Annotated in this window: 25 protein-coding genes; 13 read left to right on the top strand and 12 right to left on the bottom strand. The window is 64.2% G+C overall.

What is annotated here, in order from left to right; genetic code table 11:
* Positions 1 to 379 precede the first annotated feature (379 nt).
* On the bottom strand, positions 380 to 1,261 hold the full coding sequence (gene htpX, locus KVP10_RS19810; protein WP_217966478.1) for a protease HtpX: 882 nt from the start codon (positions 1,259 to 1,261) through the stop codon (positions 380 to 382).
* Between the two features lie 228 nt (positions 1,262 to 1,489).
* On the opposite strand from htpX, the gene KVP10_RS19805 reads away from it, so the two are divergent.
* On the top strand, positions 1,490 to 2,401 hold the full coding sequence (locus tag KVP10_RS19805) for a DMT family transporter (RefSeq protein WP_217966477.1): 912 nt from the start codon (positions 1,490 to 1,492) through the stop codon (positions 2,399 to 2,401).
* Positions 2,402 to 2,426: 25 nt separating this feature from the next.
* A complete protein-coding gene (locus KVP10_RS19800) occupies positions 2,427 to 3,317 on the top strand; it encodes a sulfurtransferase (protein ID WP_217966476.1) in 891 nt (296 codons plus the stop codon).
* Between the two features lie 75 nt (positions 3,318 to 3,392).
* Here KVP10_RS19800 and KVP10_RS19795 read toward each other — a convergent pair whose 3' ends face one another.
* Positions 3,393 to 4,541 carry an aromatic ring-hydroxylating oxygenase subunit alpha gene (locus tag KVP10_RS19795; protein WP_217966475.1) on the bottom strand — a complete coding sequence of 383 codons (1,149 nt, stop codon included), beginning with the start codon at positions 4,539 to 4,541 and terminating at the stop codon, positions 3,393 to 3,395.
* A gap of 263 nt (positions 4,542 to 4,804) precedes the next feature.
* Here KVP10_RS19795 and KVP10_RS19790 point away from each other — a divergent pair, with 263 nt between their 5' ends.
* The 9 genes from KVP10_RS19790 to KVP10_RS19750 all read left to right on the top strand — a co-directional run bounded on the left by KVP10_RS19790 (position 4,805) and on the right by KVP10_RS19750 (position 12,386).
* Complete coding sequence (locus KVP10_RS19790) at positions 4,805 to 5,092, top strand: exodeoxyribonuclease VII small subunit (RefSeq protein ID WP_217966474.1); 288 nt, start codon at positions 4,805 to 4,807, stop codon at positions 5,090 to 5,092.
* A 1-nt stretch (position 5,093) separates the two neighbouring features.
* A complete protein-coding gene (locus KVP10_RS19785; protein ID WP_217966473.1) occupies positions 5,094 to 6,008 on the top strand; it encodes a polyprenyl synthetase family protein in 915 nt (304 codons plus the stop codon).
* Between the two features lie 134 nt (positions 6,009 to 6,142).
* Positions 6,143 to 8,011 carry a 1-deoxy-D-xylulose-5-phosphate synthase gene (dxs, locus tag KVP10_RS19780; RefSeq protein ID WP_217966472.1) on the top strand — a complete coding sequence of 623 codons (1,869 nt, stop codon included), beginning with the start codon at positions 6,143 to 6,145 and terminating at the stop codon, positions 8,009 to 8,011.
* A gap of 186 nt (positions 8,012 to 8,197) precedes the next feature.
* A complete protein-coding gene (gene folE2 / locus KVP10_RS19775; RefSeq protein WP_217966471.1) occupies positions 8,198 to 9,001 on the top strand; it encodes a GTP cyclohydrolase FolE2 in 804 nt (267 codons plus the stop codon).
* A 287-nt stretch (positions 9,002 to 9,288) separates the two neighbouring features.
* Positions 9,289 to 9,657 carry a 30S ribosomal protein S6 gene (gene rpsF, locus KVP10_RS19770; protein ID WP_217966470.1) on the top strand — a complete coding sequence of 123 codons (369 nt, stop codon included), beginning with the start codon at positions 9,289 to 9,291 and terminating at the stop codon, positions 9,655 to 9,657.
* Positions 9,658 to 9,688: 31 nt separating this feature from the next.
* Positions 9,689 to 10,006 (top strand): primosomal replication protein N, encoded by a 318-nt coding sequence (priB, locus tag KVP10_RS19765; RefSeq protein ID WP_376811002.1) that lies wholly within the window; start codon positions 9,689 to 9,691, stop codon positions 10,004 to 10,006.
* A gap of 108 nt (positions 10,007 to 10,114) precedes the next feature.
* Positions 10,115 to 10,387, top strand: a complete 273-nt coding sequence (gene rpsR / locus KVP10_RS19760) for a 30S ribosomal protein S18 (RefSeq protein WP_217966469.1) — start codon at positions 10,115 to 10,117, stop codon at positions 10,385 to 10,387.
* A gap of 15 nt (positions 10,388 to 10,402) precedes the next feature.
* A complete protein-coding gene (rplI, locus tag KVP10_RS19755) occupies positions 10,403 to 10,858 on the top strand; it encodes a 50S ribosomal protein L9 (protein WP_217966468.1) in 456 nt (151 codons plus the stop codon).
* A 103-nt stretch (positions 10,859 to 10,961) separates the two neighbouring features.
* On the top strand, positions 10,962 to 12,386 hold the full coding sequence (locus KVP10_RS19750) for a replicative DNA helicase (RefSeq protein ID WP_246600862.1): 1,425 nt from the start codon (positions 10,962 to 10,964) through the stop codon (positions 12,384 to 12,386).
* A gap of 111 nt (positions 12,387 to 12,497) precedes the next feature.
* On the opposite strand, the gene KVP10_RS19745 is transcribed toward KVP10_RS19750, so the two are convergent.
* The 7 genes from KVP10_RS19745 to KVP10_RS19715 all read right to left on the bottom strand — a co-directional run bounded on the left by KVP10_RS19745 (position 12,498) and on the right by KVP10_RS19715 (position 19,753).
* Complete coding sequence (locus tag KVP10_RS19745; protein WP_217966467.1) at positions 12,498 to 12,938, bottom strand: GlcG/HbpS family heme-binding protein; 441 nt, start codon at positions 12,936 to 12,938, stop codon at positions 12,498 to 12,500.
* A gap of 104 nt (positions 12,939 to 13,042) precedes the next feature.
* On the bottom strand, positions 13,043 to 14,128 hold the full coding sequence (locus KVP10_RS19740) for a Bug family tripartite tricarboxylate transporter substrate binding protein (protein WP_246600861.1): 1,086 nt from the start codon (positions 14,126 to 14,128) through the stop codon (positions 13,043 to 13,045).
* Positions 14,129 to 14,254: 126 nt separating this feature from the next.
* Positions 14,255 to 15,094, bottom strand: coding sequence for an MBL fold metallo-hydrolase (locus tag KVP10_RS19735; protein ID WP_217966466.1), 840 nt, complete (start codon positions 15,092 to 15,094; stop codon positions 14,255 to 14,257).
* Between the two features lie 2 nt (positions 15,095 to 15,096).
* Positions 15,097 to 16,014, bottom strand: a complete 918-nt coding sequence (locus tag KVP10_RS19730; RefSeq protein WP_217966465.1) for an MBL fold metallo-hydrolase — start codon at positions 16,012 to 16,014, stop codon at positions 15,097 to 15,099.
* A gap of 535 nt (positions 16,015 to 16,549) precedes the next feature.
* A complete protein-coding gene (locus tag KVP10_RS19725; RefSeq protein ID WP_217966464.1) occupies positions 16,550 to 17,479 on the bottom strand; it encodes a LysR family transcriptional regulator in 930 nt (309 codons plus the stop codon).
* Positions 17,480 to 17,739: 260 nt separating this feature from the next.
* Positions 17,740 to 18,750 carry a 4-hydroxythreonine-4-phosphate dehydrogenase PdxA gene (gene pdxA, locus KVP10_RS19720; protein WP_217966463.1) on the bottom strand — a complete coding sequence of 337 codons (1,011 nt, stop codon included), beginning with the start codon at positions 18,748 to 18,750 and terminating at the stop codon, positions 17,740 to 17,742.
* Positions 18,751 to 18,910: 160 nt separating this feature from the next.
* Positions 18,911 to 19,753: an IclR family transcriptional regulator gene (locus KVP10_RS19715; RefSeq protein ID WP_217966462.1), complete on the bottom strand. Its 843-nt coding sequence runs from the start codon at positions 19,751 to 19,753 to the stop codon at positions 18,911 to 18,913.
* Positions 19,754 to 20,045: 292 nt separating this feature from the next.
* Here KVP10_RS19715 and KVP10_RS19710 point away from each other — a divergent pair, with 292 nt between their 5' ends.
* Together KVP10_RS19710 and KVP10_RS19705 are read left to right on the top strand one after the other, a co-directional pair.
* Positions 20,046 to 21,452 (top strand): FAD-dependent oxidoreductase, encoded by a 1,407-nt coding sequence (locus tag KVP10_RS19710; RefSeq protein ID WP_217966461.1) that lies wholly within the window; start codon positions 20,046 to 20,048, stop codon positions 21,450 to 21,452.
* Between the two features lie 41 nt (positions 21,453 to 21,493).
* Positions 21,494 to 22,489: a Bug family tripartite tricarboxylate transporter substrate binding protein gene (locus tag KVP10_RS19705; protein WP_217966460.1), complete on the top strand. Its 996-nt coding sequence runs from the start codon at positions 21,494 to 21,496 to the stop codon at positions 22,487 to 22,489.
* 229 nt (positions 22,490 to 22,718) lie between these two features.
* On the opposite strand, the gene KVP10_RS19700 is transcribed toward KVP10_RS19705, so the two are convergent.
* From KVP10_RS19700 to KVP10_RS19690, 3 genes are all read right to left on the bottom strand, one after another.
* Entirely contained in the window at positions 22,719 to 24,350 is a 1,632-nt protein-coding gene (locus KVP10_RS19700; protein ID WP_217966459.1) for a PhoH family protein, read from the bottom strand.
* Between the two features lie 94 nt (positions 24,351 to 24,444).
* Positions 24,445 to 24,921 (bottom strand): peroxiredoxin, encoded by a 477-nt coding sequence (locus KVP10_RS19695; RefSeq protein WP_217966458.1) that lies wholly within the window; start codon positions 24,919 to 24,921, stop codon positions 24,445 to 24,447.
* On the bottom strand, positions 24,918 to 25,370 hold the full coding sequence (locus KVP10_RS19690; RefSeq protein ID WP_217966457.1) for an Mth938-like domain-containing protein: 453 nt from the start codon (positions 25,368 to 25,370) through the stop codon (positions 24,918 to 24,920). The genes KVP10_RS19695 and KVP10_RS19690 overlap by 4 nt, the downstream gene beginning before the upstream one ends.
* Positions 25,371 to 25,677: the final 307 nt, after the last annotated feature.

Raw genomic sequence — 25,677 nt, 5'->3', positions numbered from 1 at the left:
GGAAGCTGCGCTTGCCCAGATCAATGCCAATCAAAGTAACGGTGTTCATGAAGGTCTCCCAGAAAAACTCTTCTCCATTCAGCGTACTACTTCGGATAGGGGCGGGCTGACCATCTCATTATGTCCGGTTTTCTCCCAAATGGAGATGTCCGGCTCATGGGCTGGCGTAAGTTGCCAGGGGTGTGCTGGGGAGCGGGCCTTGCCGACGTCTCCAGGAGGGATAGGCAGCTCGCGGCGGCTGCGATTTGCCGAGCCATTGCGGTGTTGCGCGGTGTCTGCTCCGGCAAGACGAAGCGAAGCGCCCGAAGCCTGCTTCGGCTTCGGGCGCAAACCCTTGGAGGGGCGCGCATGCCCTCCTGGCAGGAAAGTCTGCCCGGCCTCAGGCGATTGCCGCAGACTGCAGGGCGGCTATGCGCGCTGTGATGGGCGGGTGCGAGGCGAACAGGGCGCTGATCGCCTGGCCGCCGGCAATGCCCGATGCCTCGAAGGTCTTGGGCAGTTCGCCGGCCTCCAGGCCGCCCAGGCGGGCCAGGGCGTGGATCATGGGCTCGCGCGAACTCAGCAGCTTGGCCGAGCCGGCGTCGGCGCGGTATTCGCGCATGCGCGAGAACCAGGCCACGATGATCGAGGCCAGGATGCCGAAGACGAGTTCGCAGACCACCACGGTAATGTAGTAGCCGGCGCCCACGTCGCGCTCGTTCTTGAGCAAGGCGCGGTCGACGAAATAGCCCACCACCCGCGCCAGGAACACCACGAAGGTGTTGACCACGCCCTGGATCAGGGTCAAGGTCACCATGTCGCCGTTGGCGATATGGCTGACCTCGTGGCCGAGCACGGCGGTGATTTCTTCTTCGTTCATGCTTTCGAGCAGCCCGGTGGATACCGCCACCAGCGCGTCGTTGCGGAAGGCGCCGGTGGCGAAGGCGTTGGGCGCGCCTTCGTAGACGGCGACTTCGGGGCGGCCGATGCCGGCGCGATCGGCCAGTTGGTGAACGGTGTCGACCAGCCAGGCCTGGCGCGCATTGGCGGGGGCCTGCGGGTCTATGACCTGGGCACCCGTGCTGGCCTTGGCCATCGGCTTGCTGAGCAGCAGCGAGACGAAAGAGCCCACGAACCCGACCAGCGCCGCGAACACCAGCAGTTGCGAGAGGTCCAGCCCGTTGGCGGTAAGGTAGCGGCCCACGCCCAGCGCGCTCATGGTGGCGCTTAGCACCAGCACCACGGCCAGGTTGGTGAGCAGGTATAACACGATGCGTTTCATTGCCAGGATCCCCCTGAGATACGAAATTTCTGTACGGCGATTGTTTTTGCGATATCCATATGGGGGCGATTGCCGCATTTCAAAGCCGGCGCGACCGGACCCGCGCAGCCCGATGTCCTTGCCGTCCCGCCATAGGGAGCGGATACGGATTATGATCCATCCCGCGAGGTTATAGTATCGGCTTTTCCTCGCGCTGTTTTTCGTCCCCATTTCGAGCCCGGTTGAACCATGCAGTCTCTCTGGATGTTATTGGCCTGTGCCATGTTTGCAATCATGGGAGCCTGCGTCAAAGTCTCGGTGGATCTGGGGGCATCGCTGGCTCAGGTGGTGTTGTTTCGCGGCGTCCCTTCCGTGTTGTTCCTGCTGTTGTGGGCGCGCTACTACCGGCGGCCGCTGGCGCCCAGCAGTTGGCGCTTGCACCTGTGGCGCAACGTCGCGGGGGTGGCTTCCATGTGGCTGGGCTTCTACGCCCTGGCGCACTTGCCCTTGTCCACTGCCATCAGCCTGAACTACACCGCGCCCCTGTTCATCGCCGGCTGGATGCTGGGCTGGGGCGGGTCGCAGCGCGACCCGGTGCGCATCATGGCGGTGGTGGCCGGCTTTCTGGGGGTGGTGGGCATCCTGCGCCCCAGCATCGAGCACGACCACATGCTGGCCGCGGCATTGGGCCTGGCAGCCGGGGCCATGTCGGCCGTGGCCATGATGCAGCTGCGCGAGCTGGGCAGGGTGGGCGAGCCCGAATGGCGCACGGTGCTGATTTTTTCCAGTTGCGTCTGCATCAGCAGCGCGGTGGGGTTTGGCTTCGGTGCCTGGAATCCGCTGAGCCTGAAGGCATGGCTGGCGCTGGTGGCGCTGGGCAGTAGCGGCATGGTGGGGCAATTGGCCATGACCCGGGCCTTCGGCCTGGGTTCGGCGCTGCTGACTGCCGCACTGCAGTACACGACAATTATTTTTGCCGCCATACTGGGCATCGTCTTCTGGGGCGACCGGCCGGACCTCATCGCCTGGGGCGGGATCGCGCTGATCATCGCCTCGGGCCTGCTGTCGATCTGGCGCACCTTCACCGAAGACCGCATCGTGCGGGACGCCGAAACCGAGGCGGCGACTGCCGCCACCGCCGCGGCCGCGGCGGCGGAATAACCGATATGGAACGGGAGACCACGATATGTCCGATCTGCTCATTCAAGCCGACGACCTGAAGCAGGCGCTGCCGCTAGGGCGCTGGCTGGTATTCGACGTGCGGCACGACCTGCGGGATCACGCCGCCGGCCGGCGCGCCTACGAGCAGGGCCATGTGCCCGGCGCCGTCTACCTGGACCACGAAACCCAGTTGTCGGCGCCCAAGACCGGCAGCAATGGGCGCCACCCCTTGCCGGCGCTGGCCGATTTCGCGGCGCTGATGCGGGCCTGCGGGCTCGCGCCCGACACTCGCGTGGCCATCTACGACGCGCACGGCGGCATGTTCGCGGCGCACCTGTGGTGGATGCTGCGCTGGCTGGGCCACGAACACGTGGCGGTGCTGGACGGCGGCTGGCAGGCTTGGCAGGCGGCCGGCGGTGCGCAGGAAAGCGGGGCGGGGCGCGATCCCGCGTCGGCACTGCGGCCGGCGACGGCTGCGGCGCAGGGCGATTCCGGCGCAGGGCAGCGTCCGCACATGCCGACGGTGGATGCAAAGGCCGTGGCGGCAAACCTGGAAAAGCAGGCCTTTACCGTGGTGGACGCGCGTGCCGCGGACCGCTATGCCGGCGAGGTCGAGCCCATGGACCCGGTGGCGGGGCATATCCCCGGCGCCCTGAACCGCCCCAATGGGCTGAATATCGGCGCCGACGGGCGCTTCAAGGCGCCGCGGGAATTGAATGCCGAATTTTCTGCGCTGCTGCAGGGCTTGCCTGCCGATCGCGTGGTGCACCAATGCGGTTCGGGCATTACGGCCTGCCACAATCTGTTCGCCATGGAACTGGCAGGCATGGCCGGCTCGGCCCTGTATCCGGGTTCCTGGAGCGAATGGTGCGCCGACCCGTCGCGGCCGGTGGCCAAGGGCGGTGAGCCCGGTTGATACGGGCTGTACAGGCCCGGCCGGCCGCCGGGCTGCAGCCACGGCTGGCGTGAGGGCCGTGGCTGGGCAAGCGCCCTAGGTTTCTTGATCCATCAGGCGCCGGTACCACTCGTGGAAGTGCTGCATGCCGTCTTCCATGGGCGACTGGTAGGGGCCGCTTTCATTGACTCCGCGCAGCATCAGGGCCTTGCGGCCGGCATCCATGCGCTCGGCGATCTCGTCGTCTTCCACGGCGGTTTCCATGTAGGCGGCGCGCTGCGCCTGCACGAATTCGCGTTCGAAGGCGGCGATGTCCTCGGGGTAGTAGAACTCGACGATATTGAGCGTTTCCTGCGGGCTTACCGGGTGCAGGGTGGACAGCACCAGCACGTGCGGATAGAGCTCTATCATGTGCGTGGGGAAATAGGTGACCCACACCGCGCCGAACTCGGGCGCATCGCCCGAGCGATATTCCAGCAGGCGGTCGTGCCAGTCGCCGTACACCTTGGAGCCCGGCTGGGTAAGCGCCTTGTGCACGCCGACGCGCTGGGCGCTGTACCAGTCGGAGAATTCCCAGCTCAGGTCGTCGCAGGTGACGAACTGCCCCAGGCCCGGATGGAATGGGCCCACGTGATAGTCTTCCAGGTAGACCTCGATGAAGGTCTTCCAGTTGTAGTGGCAGTGGTGCACTTCGACGTGATCGAGCACGTAGTCCGAAAAATCGAATTCGGGGCGCTGGAACAGCGCCGCCAGGTCGTGCGCCGGATTGCGCGGGCCTTCGAACAGCAGCCCGTGGCAATTGTTCAATGCGAAGCGCGACAGGCTGGAGCAGGGCTTGTCCTCGAACAGCGGCGCGCCGATGAGCTGCCCCTGCTGGTCGTAGGTCCAGCGGTGCACCGGGCAGACGATATTGCCGCCGGTGTCGCGCAGATTGCCGCAGGAGGCGCGCGGGTCGGTCACATTGCCCGTAGTGCCGCCCAGCATGATGGCCTGCCGGTGGCGGCAGACGTTCGAGAGCAGCTCCACGCCCTGGGAGCCGCGCACCAGTACGCGCCCGGCCTGTTCCTGGGCCAGGGTGCGCCAGTCGCCTTTTTCGGGCACGAGTTTTTCGTGCCCGACATACAGGGCAGACTGCTTGAAGATGAGTTCCTGTTCCCTGGCGAATATGGCTTCGTCGAAGTAGCTGCCAACCGGGAGCTGTGTGTTTGCCGGCGCCAGATGCGCCACGTGACCGAGGTCGGTCATAATTCCCCCCCGCAAGGATGAAAACCGGGCAGCGCTCGACGACGCGCGTCGTTTGCGCAGGTAAGCCAGGTGCGAAGAAAAGACGGATTGCCGGCTAGTCGAAAATTAGCCGAAACAGAAAATTGTACCCTAAATTTTTTCTTAAAAAACAAGACCTATCGCCCCGATGCGCCGGGCCCGGCGGCGCATCCCTTACAATTCTCATATACGACTCCGACACGAGGCGCGGCATGGCCGCGCGCTGAATTTTCAGGATGAACGCAATGGCAGACAAGAGCAGCGGCAAGGGCGCAGTCGCCCAGTCCGAAGGGCAGGGCGGCCTGCCCGAGGAAAGCCTGCCTCAGGATTTCGAAACCGCGCTGGCGCAGCTCGAGGCCCTGGTGGCCCAGATGGAAAACGGCACGCTGGCGCTGGATCAGTCGCTGGCGGCCTATGAAAAAGGGGTGGAACTTGCCCGCATCTGCCAGCAGCGGCTGGACGCCGCCGAACAGCAGGTAAAGGTGCTGCAGGGCAATTTGCTGCGCCCGCTCGACCCCGCCGACGAGCCATAACATGGGCGCCAGGCAAATCGAGTTTTCCGCGTGGCTGTCGGACCGCGTGCACCATATCGAGACCGTGCTCGAGCGCTTGCTGCCCGATGCCGCAACCGTGCCAGGCAGGCTGCACCAGGCCATGCGCTACGCGGTGCTGGGCGGCGGCAAGCGGGTGCGCGCGATGCTGGCCTATGCGGCCGGCGAGGCCTGCCTGCAGGCCGGCACCGTCACCACGGCGCAAGAAATGGCCCTGGACCACGCCGCCGCGGCGGTCGAGATCATCCACGCCTATTCGCTGGTGCACGACGATCTGCCGTGCATGGACGACGACACCTTGCGGCGCGGCCGTCCCACGGTGCACGTGCAGTTCGACGAGGCCACGGCGATGCTGGCCGGCGATGCGCTGCAGCCCCTGGCTTTCGAATTGCTGGCGCAGATGCCGATCGCGCCGGCGCTGATCGTGCAGGCGGTGCAGGTGCTGGCCAGTTCCGCAGGCAGCAGCGGCATGGCAGGCGGCCAGGCCATAGATTGCGACAGCGTGGGCAGCACGCTCTCGGCAGAGCAACTGCAGACCATGCACAGCATGAAGACGGGCGCCATGCTGGGCGCCAGCGTGTTGCTGGGCGGCATAGTGGCCGGCGCCAGCTCCACCGTGCGCGCGAGCCTGGAATCTTACGCAGCGGCCGTGGGCCTGGCCTTCCAGGTGGTCGACGACATCCTGGACGTCACCGCCGACACGGCCATGCTGGGCAAGACGGCGGGCAAGGATGCCGCCAGCGACAAGCCTACCTATGTGTCGCTGCTGGGGCTGGACGGCTCGCGCGAACTGCTCGAAGGCCTGCGCGCCGAAGCCCATGCCGCCTTGCTGCCGCTGGGCGCGCCCGCCGGCCGGCTCGCCCAGATCGCGGATTTCATCGTCGGCCGGGACCGCTGACGCCGGCCGCCCGCGTCAGCGCGCCATACGTTCTAAAATAACCGCTACGCCGACGCTGGCCGTGCCGGCACGGGCCGCGTACGCCCCGCCCGCAGACCGCTACACGGCGCTTGCCGCGAATATGCTTATTGCCCATGACTAACGTTACGCTTGACCAAATCCAGTCTCCTTCCGATCTGCGCACTCTGGGCAGGCGCGATCTCAAGGCCGTGGCGGACCAGTTGCGCGAATTCGTGCTGCAGTCGGTCTCCAAGACGGGCGGGCACTTGTCCTCCAATCTCGGCACGGTCGAGCTGACCATCGCCCTGCACCACGTCTTCAACACGCCCGACGACCGCATCGTCTGGGACGTGGGCCACCAGTCTTATCCGCACAAGATACTTACCGGGCGGCGCGAGCAGATGTCCACGCTGCGCCAGCAGGGCGGCATATCGGGCTTTCCCAAGCGCAGCGAATCGGCATACGACGCCTTCGGCACCGCGCACTCGTCGACCTCGATCTCCGCGGCCCTGGGCATGGCAGTGGCCTCGCGCAACATGGGGCTGCAGCGGCACCATATCGCCGTGATCGGCGACGGCGCCATGACCGCGGGCATGGCCTTCGAGGCCCTGAACAACGCAGGCGTCACGCCCGGCGTCAATCTGCTGGTGGTGCTCAACGACAACGATATGTCGATCTCGCCGCCGGTCGGGGCGCTGAACCGCTACCTGGCGCGCCTGCTGTCTGGCGGCTTCTACGCCGCAGCCAAGAACGTGGGGCGCGCGGTGCTGCAGCACGTGCCGCCCATGCTGGAATTCGCGCGCCGCGTCGAAGGCCACGCCAAGGGCTTGGTCTCGCCGGCCACCTTCTTCGAAGAGCTGGGTTTCAACTACGTGGGGCCCCTCGACGGCCACGATCTGGACGCCCTGGTGCCCACGCTGGAAAACCTGCGCGCGCTCGGCGGGCTGCAGTTCCTGCATGTGGTCACCCGCAAGGGCCAGGGCTACAAGCTGGCCGAGGCCGACCCGGTGCTCTATCACGGGCCCGGCAAGTTCGATCCCAGCATCGGCATACAAAAGCCCAAGACACCGTCGCGCCAGACCTTCACCCAGGTGTTCGGCCGCTGGCTGTGCGACATGGGGCAGGCCGACGAGCGCCTGTACGGCATCACGCCCGCCATGCGCGAGGGCAGCGGCCTGGTCGAGTTCGAACAGCGCTTTCCCGACCGCTATTTCGACGTGGGCATCGCCGAACAGCATGCGGTGACTTTTGCCGCAGGCCTGGCCTGCGAAGGCCGCAAGCCCGTGGTGGCGATTTATTCCACCTTCATGCAGCGCGGCTACGACCAGTTCATCCACGACGTGGCCCTGCAGAACCTGGACGTCACTTTTGCGCTGGACCGGGCGGGGCTGGTAGGGGCCGACGGCGCCACGCATGCCGGCAATTACGATATTGCATTCTTGCGCTGTGTCCCCAATATGGTGGTAGCCACGCCTTCGGACGAGAACGAGGCGCGTTTGCTGCTCAATACCTGCTACCAGCATCCGGGGCCGGCTTCGGTGCGCTATCCGCGCGGCGCCGGCTGCGGGGCCGAAGTCGTGGCGGGCCTGGAAACCGTGCCCCTGGGCAAGGCGGTGCTGCGCCGCCAGGGGCGCCGCATCGCCATCCTGGGTTTCGGCACCCTGGTGCCGGCGGCGCTGGCGGCGGCCGAGGCGCTCGACGCCACGCTGGCCGACATGCGTTTCGTCAAGCCCCTGGACGAGGCCCTGGTGCTGTCGCTGGCGGCCGAGCACGACGCGCTTGTCACGGTCGAAGAAGCCTGCGTGATGGGCGGTGCCGGCAGCGCGGTCACCGAGCTGCTGGGCGCACACGGGTTGTGCCTGCCGGTGCAGCAGTTGGGCTTGCCCGATGCTTTCATCGATCACGGCGAGCAGGCCGCGCTGCTGCGCGGCCTGGGGCTGGACGCGGCGGGCATCGAGCGTTCGGTGCGCGAGCGCTTCCCGGACCTGGCGCCGCGGCAATAAAGCGACGGCCGGCCGGGCGCCGGCACGCGGCCATAAGCTTATAGCTCGCTCTGTGGCGGCAGGTTGTGGTGTAATGTATTGATTGCGCTGGGGTTTTGATGGACGACTCGACGCAGTTTGTTGCATAATCAAAAGTTCGTCTTTTTCGGGCGGGCCTAGCGGCCATGTCCCCCGGGTTTTAAATCCATGAATTCTCTGACCGATCCTCTTGTTGCCATGCCCGACGTGCAAAGCAGCGTCGATACCCGCCATATCCCCATCCAGCGAGTGGGCGTGCGCGGTGTGCGCCACCCCATGCTGGTGGCCGGCGCGGGCGGGCAGGCCATGCCCACCGTGGCGCAATGGGAGCTTACGGTGGCCCTGCCGGCCGAAGAAAAAGGCACGCACATGTCGCGCTTCGTGGCCCTGCTGGAGCAATACCGCTCGCGGCCCATGACGCCGGCGCTGTTCTGCGACATGGCGCGCGAAATGCTGCCGCTGCTGCACGCCGCCAAGGGCGACATCACGGCGTCCTTCCCGTATTTCATCGAAAAGACGGCGCCGGTGTCGGGCGTCGCCAGCCTCATGGACTACGAGCTCACCTGGACCGCGCGCGCCGATGGCGACACCGTCGCGTTCGAACTCGCCGTGCTGGTGCCGGTCACCAGCCTGTGCCCTTGCTCCAAGGCCATCTCCGACTACGGCGCCCACAACCAGCGCTCGCACGTCACCGTGCATGTCACTTACGACGACCCGGCCCGAGCCAATGTCGACGACCTGATCCGCCGCATCGAGCAGCAGGGGTCCAGCGAACTGTGGGGCCTGCTCAAGCGCACCGACGAAAAATTCGTCACCGAGCGTGCCTACGAGAATCCGAAATTCGTCGAAGACCTGGTGCGCGATGTCGCGGCCCAGGTCCAGGACGTCGCCGGGGTGCAGCGCTTCCGTGTCGAGGCCGAGAATTTCGAATCCATACACAACCACTCGGCCTACGCCGTGGTGGAAGGCTGAGCCATCGCCTATTTGCCGGCGGCCGCCCGGCCGCCGCGCCCGGCCAGGGCCTCTCTGTAAGCCTGATGCGGCCGAATGGCAAGGCCGTGCCCGGCGCGCGCCGGGACAGCTGCGCGCCAACATGCTAGAATAGACAGTTTCTTGCTCGATTCTTCCTGCAATGTCGCGGAGGGACGGGCTGCCCCTTTCGGGCGCCGTTTTCGTTCTGTCTTGCTGGATCCGGTAAATACCGGCCTGCATGGATCGGGGCAGCGGCATCCGGAAGACATCCTCAAGGAGTGTAGTTCATGCGCCACTACGAAGTAGTGTTCATTGTGCATCCCGATCAAAGCGAGCAGGTGCCCGCGATGGTCGAGCGCTATCAGACCATGGTCACCGGCAGCGGCGGCCAGGTGCATCGCACCGAAGACTGGGGTCGCCGCCAACTGGCCTATCCCATCCAGAAGCTAGTCAAAGCCCATTATGTCTGCCTGAACATCGAGTGCTCGCAAGCGACCCTCGACGAACTCGAGCATTCGTTCCGCTACAACGACGCGGTCCTGCGCCACCTGGTCATCAAGACCAAGAAGGCTCAAACGACGCCGTCGCTGATGATGAAGTCGGTCGAGCGCGAAGAGGCCCGCAAGGCGTCGTCGGAAGCTACCCCGGCGGCCTGAGGCACACGCTGCCGCGCCCGGAACCGCAAGCGTGAACCAGTTCGCCATGACCGCCACGGCACTGGAGGTCCAGCCGCTACGATATACCCCGGCAGGCTTGCCGGCCATCGAGATGCTGCTGAACCACGAGTCCGAAGTCATGGAGGCCGGCCATCCGCGCCGGGTCGAGCTGACGGTTCCCGCCGTGGCCCTGGGCGACGTGGCGCTGCTGCTGGCGGACACTCCGCTGGGCGCCGCGCTGACGATCGAGGGCTTCCTGGCGCCGAGCCGCAAAGGTTCCAGCCGGCTGGTGGTGCATATCCAGCAGGCGAACCGGACGTATGCCGGAGGGGCCGCGGTCGTGGTCTAGGCCGGGACGGCAGTTTTGAGTTTTGATTAGGGGCGGGCCGCAAGACGGTTCGCCGCATGGAAAATATCCAGGGAGCCGCACAGCTCCCCTGAAACCGAGAGGCACATCATGGCTTTCTTCAAGAAAAGCAAAGAAAAGCGCAAATTCACGCAGCAAAACCCCTTGTTCAAGCGTCGCAAGTTCTGCCGCTTCACCGCGGCCGGCGTCGAAGAAATCGACTACAAGGATCTGGACACGCTGCGCGACTTCATCCAGGAAAACGGCAAGATCATCCCCGCTCGCCTGACCGGCACCAAGGCCCACTACCAGCGCCAGCTCGACACCGCGATCAAGCGCGCGCGCTTCCTGGCCCTGCTGCCTTACACCGACAACCATAACTGATCCGGGGCCTACGTCATGCAAGTCATTCTGCTCGAAAAAGTAGTCAACCTGGGTAACCTCGGCGAAGTCGTGCGCGTGCGCGACGGCTATGCCCGCAATTACCTGATCCCGCAAAAGATCGCCCGCCGTGCGACCGACGCCGCCTTGAAGGAATTCGAAGCGCGCCGCGCCGAGCTCGAGAAAGTGCAGGCCGAGAAGCTGGCCGCGGCGCAAGCCCAGGGCGAAAAGCTCGCCGGCCTGACGCTGACCATCGTCCAGAAGTCGGGCGTGGACGGCCGCCTGTTCGGCTCGGTCACCAACATGGACATCGCTGCCGCGCTGCACAAGCAAGGCTTCGAGTCGGTGGAAAAAGCGCAGGTGCGCCTGCCCAACGGCGCCTTCAAGGCCGTGGGCGAGTACCCCGTGCAAGTGGCCCTGCATGCCGACGTCCTGGTCGACATCACCCTGGTGGTGCAAGGCGAAATGGCCTGAGCCGGCAGGGGCGGCGTGCAAGCGCCGGGCATCCCGCTACACTATAGCCGGCGCAAGCCGGCTATTTCTTTTTTCATTCCTGTACGTATCAAACGAGGTGGCGATGCCAGACAGCAAGGTGGTGGGCGGAGATAGGTCGGGCGGCGGGCCGTCGGGCGGCGCTGCGTTCGGCGGCGATCCGCAACTGGACTATTTGCGGGTGCCGCCGCATTCGGTCGAGGCCGAGCAGTCCGTGCTGGGCGGCCTGCTGCTGGACAATGCCGCCTGGGACCGCATCACCGACGTCCTGGGCGAAGAAGATTTCTATCGCTACGACCATCGCATCATCTGGCAGCACATCACGCGCCTGATCGGCCTGGCGCGCCCGGCCGACGTGGTTACCGTGTATGAATCGCTGGCCAGCGCCGCCAAGGCCGAGGAAGTGGGCGGCCTGGCCTACCTGAACGCGCTGGCGCACAACACGCCGTCCGCGGCCAACATCCGGCGCTACGCCGAGATCGTGCGCGAGCGCTCGATGCTGCGCAAGCTGGTCTCGGTGGCCGACGAAATTTCCGCGGCCGCCTTCAACCCCCAAGGCAAGGAAGCGCGCCAACTGCTGGACGAGGCCGAGTCGCGAGTGTTCCAGATCGCCCAGGAAGGTTCGCGCGGCGTGTCGGGCTTTCAGGACATACAGCCGCTGCTGACCCAGGTGGTCGAGCGCATCGATGAGCTCTACCATCGCGAGGGCGATTCCGACGTCACGGGCGTGCCCACCGGCTTCACCGACCTGGACCGCATGACCTCGGGCCTGCAGGCCGGCGACCTGATCATCGTGGCCGGGCGCCCGTCCATGGGCAAGACGTCGTTTTCCATGAATATCGGCGAACACGTGGCCATCGAGCAGGGCCTGCCGGTCGCCGTGTTTTCCATGGAAATGGGCGCCGTGCAACTGGCCATGCGCATGGTGGGCTCGGTCGGCATGCTAGACCAGCACCGCATGCGCACCGGCAAGCTGACCGCCGACGACTGGCCGCGCCTGACCCACGCGGTGCAGCAGGTGCAGGAAGCCCAGATCTACATCGACGAGACCCCGGCGCTCAGTTCCATGGAAGTGCGGGCCCGTTCGCGCCGCCTGGCGCGCCAGTGCGGGCAGCTCGGGCTCATCATCATCGACTATATGCAGCTCATGTCGGCCAGCTCGGCCGGCGAGAACCGCGCCACCGAGATTTCGGAAATCAGCCGTTCGCTGAAAGGGCTGGCCAAGGAACTGAACTGCCCGCTGATCGCGCTTTCGCAGCTCAATCGCAGCCTGGAACAGCGCCCCAACAAGCGCCCGGTGATGAGCGACCTGCGCGAATCGGGCGCCATCGAACAGGACGCCGACTTGATCCTGTTCATCTATCGCGACGAAGTCTACAACCCCGACTCGCCCGACAAGGGCACGGCCGAGATCATCGTCGGCAAGCAGCGTAACGGCCCCATCGGCAGCGTGCGCCTGACCTTCCAGGGCGCCAGCACGCGCTTCTTGAACTTCACGTCGGTGATGTAGGGGCTGCGCGCCGCCGCGGCGGGCGCCGTAGCCTGTCGGCCGATGCGAAGGCGGCGCCAGCGTCGTCGGCGCCTTCCCACTTTCCCGGGGGCGGGTTGCTGGTTTCTAGGGCTACAGGGGATCACCGGTGTCGGGCGTCAACCCGGCCGCGAGTACAGCCGGCACCAGGCACGCCTCATCGTTCTCGGAAGTGTCGCCCGAGACCCCCACCGCGCCGATGACCTCGCCCTGGCCATCGCGAATCAGCGCACTGCCGGGAACAGGCGCCATCCGTCCGTCGGAGATGGAATTCAGCGCGGCAAAAAAGCCCGGCGCCTTGTTTGCGCGGCGCGCCAGTTCCCGGCCGCCGAATCCCATGCCCAGCGCTCCCCATGCCTTGGCCGTCGCGAGCTCGGGGCGCATGATGCTGGAGCCATCGTCGCGCTTGAGTACGACGGCGTGCCCGCCCGCATCCAGAACCACGACAGTCAGAGGCGCCAGGCCGAGCTCCTTCCCCTTGGCGAGAGTACCGCCGGCAATGGCGTCGGCCTGCTTGAGTGTCAAACGTGTCATTGTCTCTGCTATCCCTGTTTCAATGGTTGATTTGCCGGGCCCGCCACGGGGGATTTATGGAGGATGCCTTGGCGCTTGTGTGTGGCGCCTTCAAGTCGCGCTTCCTACTGGACTTTTATATGCGCCTCTTTAATTACCTTGCCCCATTTCGCGGAATCGGCCCGGATCAACGCGGCGAAGGCGCTGCTGGTGCCGCCTAGCACCTCGCCGCCTTCCAGATGAATCGTCTTTATGACGTGGGGCGACTTGAGTGCCTTATTTGCGGCGGCATTCAGGCGCTGCACAATACTTTGCGGCGTATTGCTAGGCACGAACAATCCGTACCATGTACCGGCATTGAACCCGGGGTATCCCGATTCGCCTATGGTCGGTACATTGGGCAAGGCGGGGTTGCGCTTTGCATCGGTCACGGCAATCGCGCGGAGCATGCCGCTCTTGATCTGACCCAGCGATGTAGGCACTGATGTCATCAGCATGTCCACTCGCCCGGCTATGGTGTCCGTTATCGCCGCCTGAGCGCCCTTGTATGGAATATGCGCAAGCTGCACCCCCGCGCTATGCTGCAGCAGCTCTCCGGTGAGGTGCGATACCGTACCGGTACCCGGGGTCGCAAAATTCAGCTTGTGGCCATGGGTATTCGCCTTGGCCGCTGCGGCCAACAGGCCCTTTACATTGTGATAGGGAGATTTTTCGCCAACGGTAATTACGTTAGGCGCCTCTGCGAGGATCACGATCGGTATGAAACCCTTCACGGGATCATAGGGTAGTTTCGCATATAAATGCGGATTAATCGCAAACTGCGCCGTTTGTCCCAGCAGCACCGTATAGCCGTCGGGCGGCTGGGTGGCCACCTGGACCGCTCCGATACTGCCGCTCGCGCCGGGCTTGTCCATCACGAGAATAGACTGATGCAGGATATTGGCCATTTCGGAGGACACCACCCTGCCGATCAAATCCATGCCGCCCCCGGCGCCGTCCGGGACGACTACCGTGATGGGGTGATCGGGGTAGCCCTTTGCAGCAGCATCCTTCGCGCACAAGACGGAGGCTGCCGAAAACAAAATGATTGGCAGCGCGTGCCCCAACCTGTGCATTAACTTGCTTGAGGCGCCGCCTGCCAGTTTGGCTGCCGAGGCTACAGTCTTGCCGCTACCCATCCTCGAAAAATTATTTAAGACCGCTGTTTTCATGAAAGTCTCCATTTTGTTAAAGAGTGATTGGCAGCCAATAGTCACTCTGTTTTTTTAGTTTCTTTATTTTTGGGCAAACCTATCTGAAATCGGGAATTGACCCATGCCATGACGCGGCAGGCTGTTTCACACGGCCGGAGCGCCGGTCTTGGCGGTGTCCGGCGGCGGAGCGACACCCGTCTCAGTGCCCGATTCCGGAACCGAACTGCCATACAACAGCCCGGCCTTTACCTTGGGTACGGTTTGGCTTGGATTCAGTATGGGCAGGCCGTGAGTGGGTGCGATAACCTTCACATCGAGCTTGTCGAGAAGCGCCTGAAGCCGATCGACATAGATATTCATGTCTGTAAATTTGGTCCAGAACAGCGCGCGGTCCGCAAATACGGCGGATACCTCGGGAAGATCCAGAGATATCGCCTCTTCGGCGAAAAGGCCGCAATGGCCATCTTCATGGTAATGGCTGTAGGCAAAGCCATCGCCTGGAAATAAAACACGCTCCTTTTTATCGAAACCCCACCAAGTGGTGCGCAAGTCGCGAATGACCGAATCGACAATAACAAACGATCTATCGCCGAGATCGAGCTCATCGCCTTCTCTCATGGAGCGCATCCGGTCGACATATTGCGGAAATGCCAAGTGATAGTCGCTGATATCCCCGCACAGCAGCACCCCGGGATATCTGTGCAAAATTCGCCCCAAGCCACCCGAGTGCGGTGTCTCCTGATGGGTCACAAACAAGTACTTGAGCGGCGGGCGGCTGGCAAGCAGCGCCTCCAGCTGGCGATTTATTATTGGGAAATCCTTGGGATGCCCCGTCTCGACCAGCATGCAGGCGGACGACCCCTCTATCAGGAAGGCGGCATTATAAGTATGGTAGATCTTGCCGTTTGCACGCTGCTCGAGGCAATCCCCGAGCCAGAATACGCCCTTGGCGATTTCTCTAGGAAGTTGTTTGGGTCCGCTCATTTTTATCTCAAGTCGTCGCGATTTACGTATTTCGGGGAGACCACGGTTTTATCCAGGCTGCGAAGAACCTCGTCCATCAATTTGTATTGACGCTCGACAATTTCCCTGCCGCACAGAATCCGTCCATATCCAGGAGCAATGGTTTCGATATCGTATTTATCGAATACATCGCCCAATTTCCGGCGCAGCGAGCTGGTTTCGCCGCCTTCCAGCCACCAATAGCGGGTATTCAGCAGAAAACTGCGCATCAGGGCTGCTGTCGTCGAACTGTCCGATGCATCGGCCGTCCAGGGCCCATCTGCGCTCTGGCTCCACTCGTGGGAGAACATATCGGAGGTAAATAATGTGCGGGTCGTCTCGTCGTACATCCAGCGTGTTCCGATCAGGCGTATGGGGGCCTGGAAAGCGACCAGGGGCCGTTGCTTGCCATGGCCGACATAAAGCGTTTCGGCGCGCCCCACCAGGGTCGTCTTGAGCGTATAAGAGCCATGGCCGGCGCCGTCTGACTTGCCTCCGAAGTCGACCCATTTCGCGGCGTCCGGGTTTCCCGAATAGCATTGCACAACATTGAATTCCGCAGCAATCGACTCGACGTTGCAAACCGACATGTATTCATTGAGCCGCATGGGGAATACTGACAATAATGTCTCGGGCTGCAGGAGTGCGGCAAGCTGGGCGAGGATTTCTCTTTCGTGGGCCACGTATCCAGTATCCAGCATGAGCGCGTGATCGCCCTCCCGGATCAAATAGCAGTTGGCCACTGAATACCCGCTCGCATTCGCGGGGTAGCAACTGACGCGCCCGTCAAGCTCAAAGACATTTTGAAGCGCATATAGGCTTTCATTTGCTAGGACAGTGATGCCGCTGGCCGGCATTTCAGAGTCTCTCTGGTATTCCTGTATCTGGAGATCGGGTTTCATTTATTACCCATGATTCAAGATTGTCATATGCCGGCCTTTCCCTAGAGGTTGGGCCAAGTGCTATCGGCTCGCAATCTGCAAATGTCTCTATGCAGAAAGAAAATATGCGTGAGCCCTGTCACGCCGTCGTTTTATATCGGGCTGCTTACACAGCAAAGCCTTTAAATCGACGCACCCCACTATATAGCACCGCTATGGCCATAGCCATCGCTAAAGCCATATGTCTGCATCTCTCCAGAGCAATAAGGGTAAGGCCAGGTGTGGATAAGGCTCTGGATAAAAACCGGTGGAATATCCACTGCCGTTGCTCGCATGGGGGTCGAGCACGGACGGCAGGCCGCGCAATGTCAATACAGCGAAACCCGAGGGGCCGATAAAATACGCGGCCAATACTCGGATATAAATGAGTGCGTTGAATTATGGGATATTGAGTAACGCAAGGCTGCCGCGAGAGGGCATTATCCTGACGTGCGGATAACTCCCGGGGCCGTTTGATCGACGGTGCGGGTGGGGTATTTGCATATTATCCGCAGCATTAGCCGGAAGACTGCAGCTCCATGGCTGCTTCGCGCAAAACTGCGCGCAGCCATTTCTGCGCGGGGTTTTTATGCGTGCGCTCGTGCCAATACATCGCAATATCGACATTGCGCATCGGTAATGGCGGCGGTAATACCTGCAGCCCCAGGGTCGCCGCGAAATGGCGCGCTATGTACTCGGGAACCGTCGCCAGCAGGTCGGAGGTTGCAACAACCGCCGTCGAGGCAAGAATCGAAGACAAATAGGCGCCGCATACCCGCGCGCTGCCCGCGCGCGTGAGCGCCTCGTCGACTGCCGTTTCGACCGCCGCACCTCGGCTGCGGCCGCGCGTGTAGTAGGCGTGGGGCCAACGCGCATACTGGTCTAGCGTGATCGAGCCGCGCACTTCCGGATGGTTGGCCGCAGCAATGACTACAAGCCGCTGGCGCAGCAAAAGCGATGAGTGCAGGTCTTCGGACGCTGCACGCAAGAAGCTGACCACGAGTTCGGCATATCCCTCCTCGAGTTCATTGCGCATGCGGGCGCGTTCGGGAACGTGCACGCGCACGCTGACGCCTGGCGCGACTTTGCGCAGCCTCGCCATCAGCGCGGGCATCAGGACGAAGGAAGTCGACTCTGTGGCGGCGATTTCAAACCGGATGGCCGAGCTCGTGCAGTCGAAAGGAGCATCCTGGGCGAGGGCCTGGTCTATCAGTTCCAGGCCCTGATGCACCGAGGCGGCCAGTTCGAGCGCACGCGCGGTAGGTATCATGCCTTTTTCAGTGCGCACCAGCAGCGGGTCGCCAAGCAGAGTGCGCAGGCGGCCCAACGCGGCGCTCATGGCGGGCTGCGTCATACCCATGTGAGCAGCCGCGCGCGTGACATGCCCTTCGCTGACCAAGGTGGTCAGGCAACGCAGCAGGTAGAGATCAAGGTGCTTGGCGTCCAATGTACAGGATCGGTTTTCCCGATGAATCGGCGAGCCCCGAGGGGGATCGCATCCTTCGAACTCCAAAGACTATAGCAAGCATTCATAGGCGGCGGATAGCCAGCTCTGCCGAGTAATGTGCGCCAGCCCGAGCCTGGCCTATGGGCGGGTGCCCGTCCATATTCCCGCCGGATGCATAGTCTGAGGCTAGCCGGCCGTGCCATCCGGAGAGCGGTACGCCGGTTGCCCCGCCGCATCTTGACTCGTCGCCACCCAGCACATTAAAGCCGCGGTTGGCTCGTCATGGCCAGCGCCATATCATAGGCGGCGCGCAGCGAGCGCGGGTCGGCGATGCCGCGGCCGGCGATGTCGAAGGCGGTGCCGTGGTCGACGCTGGTGCGCACGAATGGCAGGCCGACCGTGACGTTCACGCCATGGTCGACGCCCATGTATTTGACCGGGATCAGGCCCTGGTCGTGGTACTGCGCGACGACGATGTCGAATTCGCCGCGGCGGGCACGCATGAACACTGTGTCGCCGGGCCACGGGCCGCTGGCGTCTATGCCTTCGGCGCGCGCTAGCGCAATGGCCGGCGCGATCGTTTCGATTTCCTCGCGGCCGAAGCGGCCGTCTTCGCCCGCATGCGGATTCAGGCCCGCCACCGCCACGCGCGGGGCTGCCAGGCCGGCCTGGCGGCAGGCCAGGTCGGCCAGCCTCAGTATGATCAGCTCTTTCTCTATGGTGATGTGGCGCGGCACTTCGGCCAGGGCCATGTGTATGGTGGTCAGTATCACCCGCAATTCGGGGTTGGCCAGCATCATCGCGTAGTGCTGCGTGCCTGTGCGTTCGGCCAGGATCTCGGTGTGGCCTGGATAGTCGGCGCCGCCTGCCTGCATGGCCTTCTTGTTCAGCGGCGCGGTGACGATGGCGCGCAGCCGCCCGGCGCCGGCGTCGTCGATGGCGTGGCACAGGTACTCGTAGGCTCCGCGGCCCGCTTGCGGGCTGAGCTTGCCCGGTTCCAGGTCCGCAGGCAGGGCTTGCCAGCGGTTGCGTACCGCGACGATGCCCGCATCGGGCGGGGGCGGCGCGTCATCGGCGGCCAGTTCCTGCACGCGCAGCCGATCTTGCATGCCCAGGCGGGCAATGGCCGTCCGCAGCGCGCCGGCATCGCCGTATACGACGGTCGTCGCGGGCAGCCCTTCGGCATGCAGCTTGACGATGATTTCAGGCCCGATGCCGGCGGCGTCGCCCAGCGTGATACCTATGGGTAGATCGGAAATGTGCGGGTTCATGCAAGACTCGGAAAAAGCCGTCTCGGCAGTGCCGGAGGGCTCGGATTTGCTGCCGGCGTCGCCGTGGCGGGCAGTGCCCGCAGGCCTGCTTGCTCGAAGAGCGCAGCCCGGGTAGCTGGGCTGAGGGAAAGCGGCAGGGCGCGGGCCCAGTAGGTTATGGCTATTTTAGAGCTTGTGCACTGTCGGCGCCCGGCACGCCTGCGGCGGCCGCCGTTCCCGGATTTCCGTCGCACAGGCGCAATTCGAGCTCGCGGGCCTCGCTGCGCATGGCGTCGACGACCTCGCGCAGCCGCGCGCCCGACAGCCGGGAAGAAATCGCCGCGATGCTCAACGCCGCCACCGGCGTGCCCTCGGGATCCATGACTGCCACGCCTACCGCGCTGACACGTGGGACGATCATGTCGCGGTTGTAGCCGTAGCCCAGGCGCCGCGAGGTTTCGAGCAGCCGCAGGATGGCATCCATGCGTTCGGCCGAGAAGCGCGCCAGATAAGGCTGGCTGGCCTGCATGAGGGCCTGCGCCTGTTCGGCGGGCAGGCGCGCCAGTATGGCCGCGCCGCCGGCCGATACGCACAAGGGGCGGCGCGCGCCGACTTCCACGGTAAGGGCCTTGATCGGGTAATGGCCTTCGCGGCGGTCTATGCACACGGTTTCGTGGCGGCTGCGCAGGTTCAGGAATATCGTGTCGCCGGTATGCCGGGCCAGCCGGTCCAGGGACTGGGCGCCCATGGCGCGCCAATCGTAGCGGGGCTGCGCGGCAACGCCCAGCTCATAAGCCAGCCTGCCCAGTATGTAGTGACGTGTGTGCGGATCACGTGCCACTATTTCTTCGCGGCCCAGCGCCGCGAGGATGCGATGCAGGGTGGAATGATGCAGGCCGCAGTATTGTGCGAGTTCGCCCAGCCGCCAGCCGCCCTGGCGGCTCGACAAGGCCCGTAGAACCAGGAAGCTGCGTTGCAGCAGCTGCGCTCCGGCTGCGTCTGGCGGTATTTTCTGATTGTTCATATAGTGGAAATATGTGCTGGGCTCGCCGGCCCACCCGCCTTGCCGGATTTCATAATTGACGCATGGAAAGGCGTCTAGTGCCGTGTCTCAGAAGTTCGCACCCATGAAATTATGTCTTCGCGCGCAGAGCGGCGTTGCAAATTCTCGCGATAGTTACGACTATCGCTGCGGTTTGCGCCTTGCCCTGCACACGAATCCATCAATTTCATTATGGGCACGAACTTCTGAGACACGACACTAGGCCACCATTGCCTGTGGCAGTCAGGATAAATGTTCATATTATGGAAATTCAATGACTAGTAGTCAAAGCAGGGAAGTCGCCGCCGATGTGGTGGTGATAGGCGCCGGGGCCGCCGGGGTGTGCGCGGCCATTGCCGCGGCCAAAGCGGGCGCACGCACTGTGCTGGTGGATGCCGGCCCGATGCCGGGGGGAGAACTGCTCACCGGCATGGCGGTGGATGGGGCCTTGAATGCCCGCGGCGAGTGGATACTCGGCGGCGTGGGTCGGGAACTGTTCGACGAGTGCGAGCGCCTGGGCGGCTATATCGGCCCGCTCAACGACTGGCGCCTGATCTGGTACGTATGTTTCGACCCCGAGGTCATGAAGCTGGCCGTGGCGCGCTTGCTGGACAAGTACGGCGTGTCGCTGCTGCTGCACAGCATGATGTACGAGGCGCAGTCGCATGACGGGCGCGTGCAGGCGGTGCGGCTATTGAACAAAAGCGGCACCGTGCGTGTGACGGCGCCTTGTTTCGTCGACGCGTCCGGCGACGGCGACCTGGCAGTGCTGGCCGGCGCCGGCTTCGACCTGGGCGGGCCCGGCGGGGAATTTCAGCCTTTGTCGATGATGTTCCGCATGAGCGGCGTCGATACCGACGCGCTGCTCGATTATCTGTGCTGCGCTCCCGAGAACTTCGCGCTGGGCGAAAGCGATGCGATCCGTGGGGGACGCAGCGATGCGCAGATCGCGCAGGAAGTCCGGCGCCAGGGTCAGCCGACCGTGTTCATCAAGGGAGACGGCCCTCTGCTGGCCCAGGCCATTGAGCGCGGGGCCATGTATCCCACCGCGCTCATCATGATCCAGCCCACTTCGGCGTCGCGCCGCGAGGTGTGCCTGAATTCGACGCGGGTGGCTAATGTCAATGCGCTGGAGACCGGCGCCTTGAGCGCCGTGCTCGGGCCCCTGGCCGGCCAGATCGAAATGGGGGTGGACTTCATGCGCGGCAATGTGCCGGGGTTCGAAAGCGCGGTGTTTTCCGGAATGGCGCCGCGCATAGGGATACGCGAGACGCGCCGCATACACGGCGAAGAGACCCTGTCCGAACAGGACGTCCTGCAAGCAGGCAAGAGCGACCGTGGCATAGGCAAAGGCAGCCACCACGTCGACATCCATCAGGCCGGCGCGGGCCAGGTGCGCATTCCGGTGCGCGATGGCGGATCTTACGACGTGCCCTGGGGATGCCTGGTTCCCCGCGGCCTGTCCAATGTGATCCTGGCGGGCCGCTGCATTTCGGCGGATCGCGCCGCGCATGGATCGGTGCGCGTCATGGGGCCCTGCATGGCCATGGGGCAGGCTGCGGGCACCGCCGCGGCCCTGCTGGCCGGCGGCGATTGGGCAGGAGACGTGCGCCGCGTCGATGTGGCGCAGTTGCGCAGCCGCCTGTCCGGCGACGGCGCGATCCTGGCCGGCACGCACTGATGGGCCGGCGCATGGCTGGCTCCTACGCATACGGAGGAAACATGAATATCCATAATCTGCAAATCCCGGGAGCCAGGCGGCTGGCGGCGGTGCTGGCGGCGCTCCTTGCCTGGCTCCCGGGCATGCCCGCCGCGGCGAAGACAGCCTATCCGAGCGGCCCGATACATATGGTGGTGCCGTTCCAGGCCGGCGGCCTGACCGACATACTGGCGCGCACCATAGGTAACCGGCTGGCGGCCGAGCATGGCTGGAACGTCATCGTCGAGAACAAGCCGGGGGCCGGAGGCAATATCGGGGCCGAGTATGTCGCCCGCAGCCGGCCGGACGGGCAGACCTTGCTGATGGGGTCGATAGGCACCAATGCCACCAACCCATTTTTCTACAAGGACATGCACTACGACCCCCGCACGGCGTTTGCGCCGGTGGCGATGGGCGCCACCGGCACCCTGTTGCTGGTCGTCAATCCCGAACTGCCCGTGCACGACCTGCGCGAGCTCATCGCCTATGCCAAGGCGCACCCGGGCACGTTGTCCTATGCCTCGGGCGGAGTCGGCACTTCGCAGTACCTGGCCGGGGAGCTGCTGAAGTCCATGGCCGGGCTGAAAATACAGCACATCCCCTACAAGGGGATTTCGCCGGCGATGGCGGATCTGCTGGGCGGCCGCGTTTCCATGACCTTCGACATGGCTACCGTGCTGCCCTATGTGAAACAGGGCCGCCTGCGGCCGATTGCCGTGGCCAATCCCCGGCGTTCCGCGGCATTGCCGGACATTCCGACGATCGCGGAAGCCGGGGTGCCCGGCTACTCGGCCAGCGCCTGGTACGGCGTGTTCGCGCCCAAGGGCACGCCGCCGCAGATCGTGGGCGAGCTGAACGCGGCCATCAACCACATCGTCGCGGAGCCCAAGGTGCGTGCGGAGTTGCTCAGCCTGGGGGCGGAGCCTTCGCCCATGTCCGCCGAAGAGTTCAGGAATTTCGTGGCCGGCGAGTCGGCCAAATGGGCGAAGGTCCTGGGCCGGGCGCCGGCGAAGCACTGAGGACGGCCGGGCGGGGGATCGAGCCGCGTCCGGTTTTCGGGACGATCTCTTTCCGCCACGCGGACCGGCCGGATCGGGCGCTTGCGACGAGGCCCGCCAAGAATGGCGGGCCTCGTCGCGTGTGCCGGGCCTTTTTTAGCGGGCGCCGCCTCGAGCCGAAGATCTCGTTGCCGTGCCTGGCCTGCAGCGCCTTGTTGGCCGTGACCACGTGCTTGCCCTGGTTTTCACGCTACAAGGCCTCGCTGGCGTAATCCGCCAGGCGCGAGCGTTCGCCGCGCTGCAGAGTGATGTGCCCGGCGTGCGGCCAGCCCTTGAAGCGGTCGACCGCGTAGGTCAGGCCCGAGCTGCCCTCGGTGAGGTAGGGCGTGTCGATCTGGGCGATATTGCCCAGGCAGACGATCTTGGTGCCGGGGCCCGCGCGCGTGACCAGGGTCTTCATCTGCTTGGGCGTAAGGTTCTGCGCCTCGTCGATGATGAGGAACTTGTTCAGGAAGGTGCGCCCGCGCATGAAGTTCATGGACTTGACCTTGATGCGCGAACGTATCAGTTCCATGGTGGAGTTCTTCGACCAGTCGGGGCCGGCGGCGGCGCCGGTGAGATCGCTGCCGTTGGCGCCCAGGTGCAGCACTTCCAGGTTGTCTTCGAGCGCGCCCATCCAGGGCAGCATCTTTTCTTCTTCGGTGCCGGGCAGGAAGCCGATGTCGTCGCCCACCGGCACGGTGGCGCGGGTGATGATGATCTCGTTGTAGCGCTTGGTTTCCAGGGTCTGGGTCAGGCCGCTGGCCAGCGCCAGCAGGGTCTTGCCGGTGCCGGCCTGGCCCAGCAGCGAGACGAAGTCGCAGTCGGGGTTCATCAGCAGGTTCAGCGCGAAATTCTGTTCGCGGTTGCGCGCGGTGATGCCCCAGACATTGTTCTTGCCGTGGCTGTAGTCGCGCAGGGTGGCCAGCACCGCGCTCTTGCCGCTGACTTCCTTGACCTGCGCATACAGCGGCATTTCGCCTTCGAAGTAGACGAATTCATTGACGATGAATTCGCTGCACAGCGGCCCCTTGATGCGGTAGTAGGTGGTGCCGCCTTGCTGCCAGGATTCCACGTCCTTGCCATGCTTGGTCCAGAAGTTTTCCGGCAGCGGCATGACCCCGTCGTAGAGCAGGTCGGAGTCGTCCAGCACATGGTCGTTGTAGTAGTCTTCGGCCTGCAGCCCCAGGGCGCGCGCCTTCAGGCGCATATTGATGTCCTTGGACACCAGGATGATCTGGCGCTTGGCGTAGCGGCCTTGCAGCGCGTGCACGACGCTCAGTATGACGTTGTCGGCCTTGCCGGCGGGCAATTCGATGGGCAGGTGCGCCTGCATGGCCGAGGTCTGGAACATCAGCGTGCCCAGCGCTTCCTGGTTGCCCAGCGCGTCCAGCGGCACGCCCTTGTCCAGTTCCTTGGCGCCGGCGGCCAGGCCGTCGAGCGAGCGGCTGACCTGGCGCGCGTTGCGGGCGACTTCGGACATGCCTTTTTTCTGGTGGTCGAGCTCTTCGAGCACGATCATGGGCAGGAAAATGTCGTGTTCTTCGAACTTGTACAGCGAGTTGGGGTCATGCAGCAGCACGTTGGTGTCGAGCACGAACAGCTTGCGTTTGGCCACCGGAAGGCGGGTTTTTTTTCGGCTTACCTTGAGTTGCGTGACGGGGGCGGGCGAGGCCGGTTGCGTGGCGACGGCCGACGGTTCGGCAGCGCCGGTTCGGCGCGCCGTGGGCACCGCCGCCAGCATGGGCGGCGCTACTACCTCGATGGGGTCGGCCTGCGGCTCGGCATCGTTGCTGGGCGCAAGCAGTACTCCCATTCGGGTGGGCAACTTGGGTAGCGGCATAGAGTGTCGGCTCCTGGTGCGATAAGGGATGTGTTGCGGGATGTGCGTCGAATAAGGCGTACGGGATATGGGGCGGGGCGCGTCGGCAGCCGGATCAGGAAATGCCGCGCACTGCCTGCAGCACTTCGTTGACGTGGCCGGGCACGCGCAGGCCGCGCCATTCCTGCATCAGCACCCCGTGGGCGTCGACCAGGAACGTGCTGCGCTCGATGCCGCGCACCTGCTTGCCGTACATGTTCTTCATCTTGATGACATTGAAGGTGCTGCACAGCGCTTCGTCGTCGTCCGAGATCAGCGGGAAGGGCAGGTTCTGCTTCTCGGTGAAGCTGGCGTGCGACTTGAGCGAGTCGCGGGAAATGCCCACCACCTGGCAGTTGGCGGCCAGGAAATCCCGGTACTTGTCGCGGAAATCCTGGGCCTCGGTGGTGCAGCCCGGGGTGTTGTCCTTGGGATAGAAATACAGCACTGCCGCCTTGCCGTGCAGGCTCGCGGGGCTGATCTCGCCCTGGGTGCTGGATGCCTTGAAAGAGGGCAGGGGCTTGCCTATGGCCGCTTGGCGTGTCGTGCTCATGGAGCGTTCTCCTCGTAGGGCAGCAGGGCGGCGACCACGCGCCGGCCCTCGGCCATCAAGATGTTATAGGTGCGGGCTGCCGCCTGGGTGCTCATGGTTTCCACGCCTATGCCCAGGCGGATGAGTTCGCGGGTGACGTGTTGCGGCAGGAACCGTTGTTTCAGCCCGGTGCCCACCAGCACGACTTCGGGGGCGTCGGGAGGCTTGGCCGGCGCGGCGCCGGCGTCCAGGAAATCGAGTGGGTCGGAGGTGGCGGCGCCCAGGCCGGCCGCCAGGCGCAGTTGCGCGGCGGTGATGTCTTCGGCGGTTCCGACGTTCCAGGCGTGGATGTCGCCTTGCGGCCCGAAATAGACGGCGTGTCCGTACGAGACCTGGTTTATTTCGATGTAGTCGCGCCCGTAGGCGGTTACCGTGTTGAGTGCGGGATTCGATTCGGTCTGCAGTTGCACAAAAATGCTCCCAGATTCATTCCGATGATAGCGCAATTGATCGGCTGTTCCGTCGACGATATTCCCGGTTTTGCAGTTTTTATGTATGGATTAAACTATTTGCCCATTTGTTCCGAGACGCGTAGTCGGGACGCATAGCCCGGTGTGCATGGCCCGGGATGCCTGGTCCAGGGGCTGTCCGCGGCGTGTGGCCCGGGACCCGCCCCCCGGCCTGTTGCCCGCGGCTCGCTTGCCCCCGGCCTGCGCTTCGGCTAGATTAGTGTTTTTGTTGCACTGCACACATCGAGCCCGCGCCCCGCGCGTTCAC

Source organism: Candidimonas humi, assembly GCF_019166065.1.
Lineage (GTDB): Bacteria > Pseudomonadota > Gammaproteobacteria > Burkholderiales > Burkholderiaceae_B > Candidimonas > Candidimonas humi.
The sequence above is the reverse complement of the archived record's forward strand: the minus strand, read 5'-3'. Positions and strand labels throughout refer to the sequence as shown.